This is a genomic window from uncultured Thiodictyon sp. (genome assembly GCF_903946935.1).
Lineage (GTDB): Bacteria > Pseudomonadota > Gammaproteobacteria > Chromatiales > Chromatiaceae > Thiodictyon.
In genome coordinates this window covers 1-2,728 of the sequence record NZ_CAJAXH010000266.1, presented here as the reverse complement: position 1 = coordinate 2,728, position 2,728 = coordinate 1, and the positions used below count along the sequence as shown (strand labels likewise).

General features: G+C 65.2%; 4 protein-coding genes. 3 read left to right on the top strand and 1 reads right to left on the bottom strand.

What is annotated here, in order from left to right:
• Positions 1–95 precede the first annotated feature (95 nt).
• Positions 96–1,214: an ISNCY family transposase gene (locus tag QZX93_RS23310; protein ID WP_295389043.1), complete on the bottom strand. Its 1,119-nt coding sequence runs from the start codon at positions 1,212–1,214 to the stop codon at positions 96–98.
• Between the two features lie 298 nt (positions 1,215–1,512).
• On the opposite strand from QZX93_RS23310, the gene QZX93_RS23305 reads away from it, so the two are divergent.
• The 3 genes from QZX93_RS23305 to QZX93_RS23295 form a co-directional block, all read left to right on the top strand.
• Positions 1,513–2,271: a DsbC family protein gene (locus tag QZX93_RS23305; protein ID WP_295389042.1), complete on the top strand. Its 759-nt coding sequence runs from the start codon at positions 1,513–1,515 to the stop codon at positions 2,269–2,271.
• A complete protein-coding gene (locus tag QZX93_RS23300; RefSeq protein WP_295389041.1) occupies positions 2,268–2,495 on the top strand; it encodes a conjugal transfer protein TraV in 228 nt (75 codons plus the stop codon). Before QZX93_RS23305 ends, QZX93_RS23300 begins: the two co-directional genes overlap by 4 nt.
• Positions 2,492–2,728: TraV family lipoprotein (locus tag QZX93_RS23295; RefSeq protein ID WP_295394970.1), on the top strand; the 237-nt coding region annotated here is incomplete at its 3' end. The genes QZX93_RS23300 and QZX93_RS23295, both read left to right, overlap by 4 nt.

Genomic DNA, 2,728 nt, shown 5'->3' with positions numbered 1-2,728 from the left:
GGTCTATGCGAAGGGCATCAGGCTCTCAAACAGGTTGATGAAAGATGTCGAAGCGAGATTGAAGCGTAGCCCGACTTTGCCAAAATGGGACATCTTTATCCAGCCGGTTTGCGGGTAACTTCTATAACGGAAATCACCTTAGTCTTGAGGGTGTTGTTGTTTTCGTTCTCGATTTTCCAACGACTGCGACCCGCGGCGACGACCGCGACCACGGTGTCGGCAGTGACCGTATGCGAGGTCGCCCAACTGTTGCGGTAGAGCACCCGGCCCGCGGCGTCGGTGGTCGTCAGCTCGCACCAGTCGACATAGAGGGCGTCGTCGCTGTCGCGTAGCGGCAGGTGCTGGAAGTAACGATAGGTATCGGTGGGGCGTTGGGTGCCGGTCCAGCGGGTGGTGACCAGGGTTGGCAGCGGGCCTTGGCGTTCAAAGTCCGCCAGCCACTCATAGAGGGTGGTGTGGGACTGGGGCAGGCACACGAACAGAAAGTGCTGATGCTGCGCCAACACTTGTTCGCAGAAGGGCTGGTGGCAGTAGAGGTCATCGCCCAGGAAGGTGATCGGGCCCCACGCCGCGAGCCGCGGCGCCCACTGCGGCAACCAGCGCGCGCTGGCGGCCAGTTCGCAGTCCTGTTTGGTGTGACCATCCTGCGGACCAACGAACGCGGGGGGTAGGGGGAACACCGCCGCCTGGCCCGGCGCGACCAGCACCGGGGTGACGGCGACATGAAAATGCCGTGTCTGGCCGTTGGCGAGGGTGCGCGTGGAACAGTTGGGACAGGAAATCGCGTTCGAGGCGAAGTACTCCGTCCCATCCAACGCGACCGTGAAACCGCCGGCGAGTGTGCGGTGGGTCTCCAGAACGCCCAGTCGGTAGAGGCCGTCCACGATGTTCATCAACAGCGGCGCCAGTTCCTCCGGGGGGACCGGGTCGAGCAGGTTGCGGCTCTGCTGGTCACAGGGAATCTTATGCACCCCGAACAACGACGTGGCATTGTTACGCCCGCGCTCCTTCTGCATCCGCACCTGGTAATCGAGGAACGACGGACTCTGGGTGAAAAACACGGCAAAGGCACTGAGCGCCGCGTCCGCCACTGCGTAGCGCTGGTTGTTGCCGCCCTTGCGCACGTCAGGCAGGCGCTCGAAGGTGTCGCGGATCTGCTTGATCAGGACAGCCGCCGTCAACAACGGCAACTCGGCCGCAGTGGAAGTTACCATGGGATTCTCCAGTCAGCTCTGAAGAGCCCTTTATAACATCATGGTCTTAAATTTGGAACTGCTGGGATATCAGGGGCAGACCACGGATATCTAAGGCGCATGAGAAACGGACCGGTTGTCGGCGGAAAGCATCCCAGCAGCGAAGGTGACTGGTCTCCATAGCCCCTGGGGTTAGGGTGGGCGGCAGTACCTCCGCTTCCCGCATTCCCCCCAGAAAACCGAACTTTGGGCTCTCACACCCACCCCCCCTGATCGGGCACCCTGACGGCACCTTCACAGCCGGTCCGGGTCTCCGTCAATGCGCTTCTCCAGGTTTTCAGGGCTTCTCGCCGCGGCACTGGCTGCCCAGCCCCACCTCCTCTGGGCCGAGCCCGCCGCCACCTTGGGCACGATCCTGGGCAGCAGCGACATCGCGATCCGTCGCATGGCCCGGCTGCCCGTCGGTGGCCTCCAGGCCGTCGAGACCAACGACGGGCAACTCATCTTCATCTCCGATACCGGCCGCTATGTGGTCCGGGGCAAGGCCTACGACCTGTGGCATGGCGTGGCCTTGACCTCGCTCGCCCAGGCCGAGGATCTGGCCGGGCGCATCGACCTCAGACACCTGAAACTCGACGTCGCCGACCTGGGTGCGCTGGATCTCGGCACCGGTCCTGATGTCGTGGCCTTCGTCGACCCGCAATGCCCCCACTGCGCCGCCTTCTTCAAGGACCTGGCGTCCCTGGCCGACCGCTATCGGTTCCGCTTGATCCCCTTGCCCATCGCCGAGGACTCCCAGTCCGAGGTGTTGGCCTTGCACTGCCTGGCCAACACCGACCGCGCCGCCGCGCTCGCGGCGCTGCTGGAGCACCGCGCCGACGTGCCGGTGGCGACCGGTACCTGCGGACAGCAGACGGCCCAGCGCACCCTGATCACGGCGCAGATGTTCGGGGTGAGGGGGACCCCCTTCGTGATCGCGCCTGACGGTCGCATCCACCAGGGCCGCCCGGACGACCTCATCGGTTGGCTCGCCGGTACCCCGACTGGCGCGCCCAAAACAGGGGAGGGCGGGCAGTGAGACGCGCCGGATGGTTCTGGCTGCTGGTCGCCGTGTCCCCGCTGGCGGTACTGCCAGGCTGCGCCAGCGACCACGCGCAATTCGCCTGTCCTGGTTTCCCCAGCCGGCCGCTGTGCCTGCCCACCTCGGAAATCTACCGCCTGACGGACGGCGCCGGCCCACCGCCCGCGTCGGAACGCCGCCCGAGCGCCATCAGTACCACCAACAACGGGAGTTTCCTATGAAACGAACCGGCATCTGCGTTGCGCTCACCCTGCTCGGCACCCTGGCCGGCTGCGCCACGCCCCAACACCCAGGTCCGATGGTTGCCGGCCCTGATCAACGTCCGGCGCAATTCGCGCCGAAGCGGGTGTCGTCCACCACGATGGCCGTCTGGCTCGCGGCCTGGGAGGACGACAAGGGCGATCTCCATGCGCCGACGACCGTCTATGTCGAGGTGGACCCAACCCGCTGGAGC

Coding starts and splice junctions, on each gene's coding strand:
- QZX93_RS23310 (WP_295389043.1), bottom strand. CDS start 1,214: ATGGTAACTTCCACTGCGGCCGAGTTGCCGTTGTTGACGGCGGCTGTC.
- QZX93_RS23305 (WP_295389042.1), top strand. CDS start 1,513: ATGCGCTTCTCCAGGTTTTCAGGGCTTCTCGCCGCGGCACTGGCTGCC.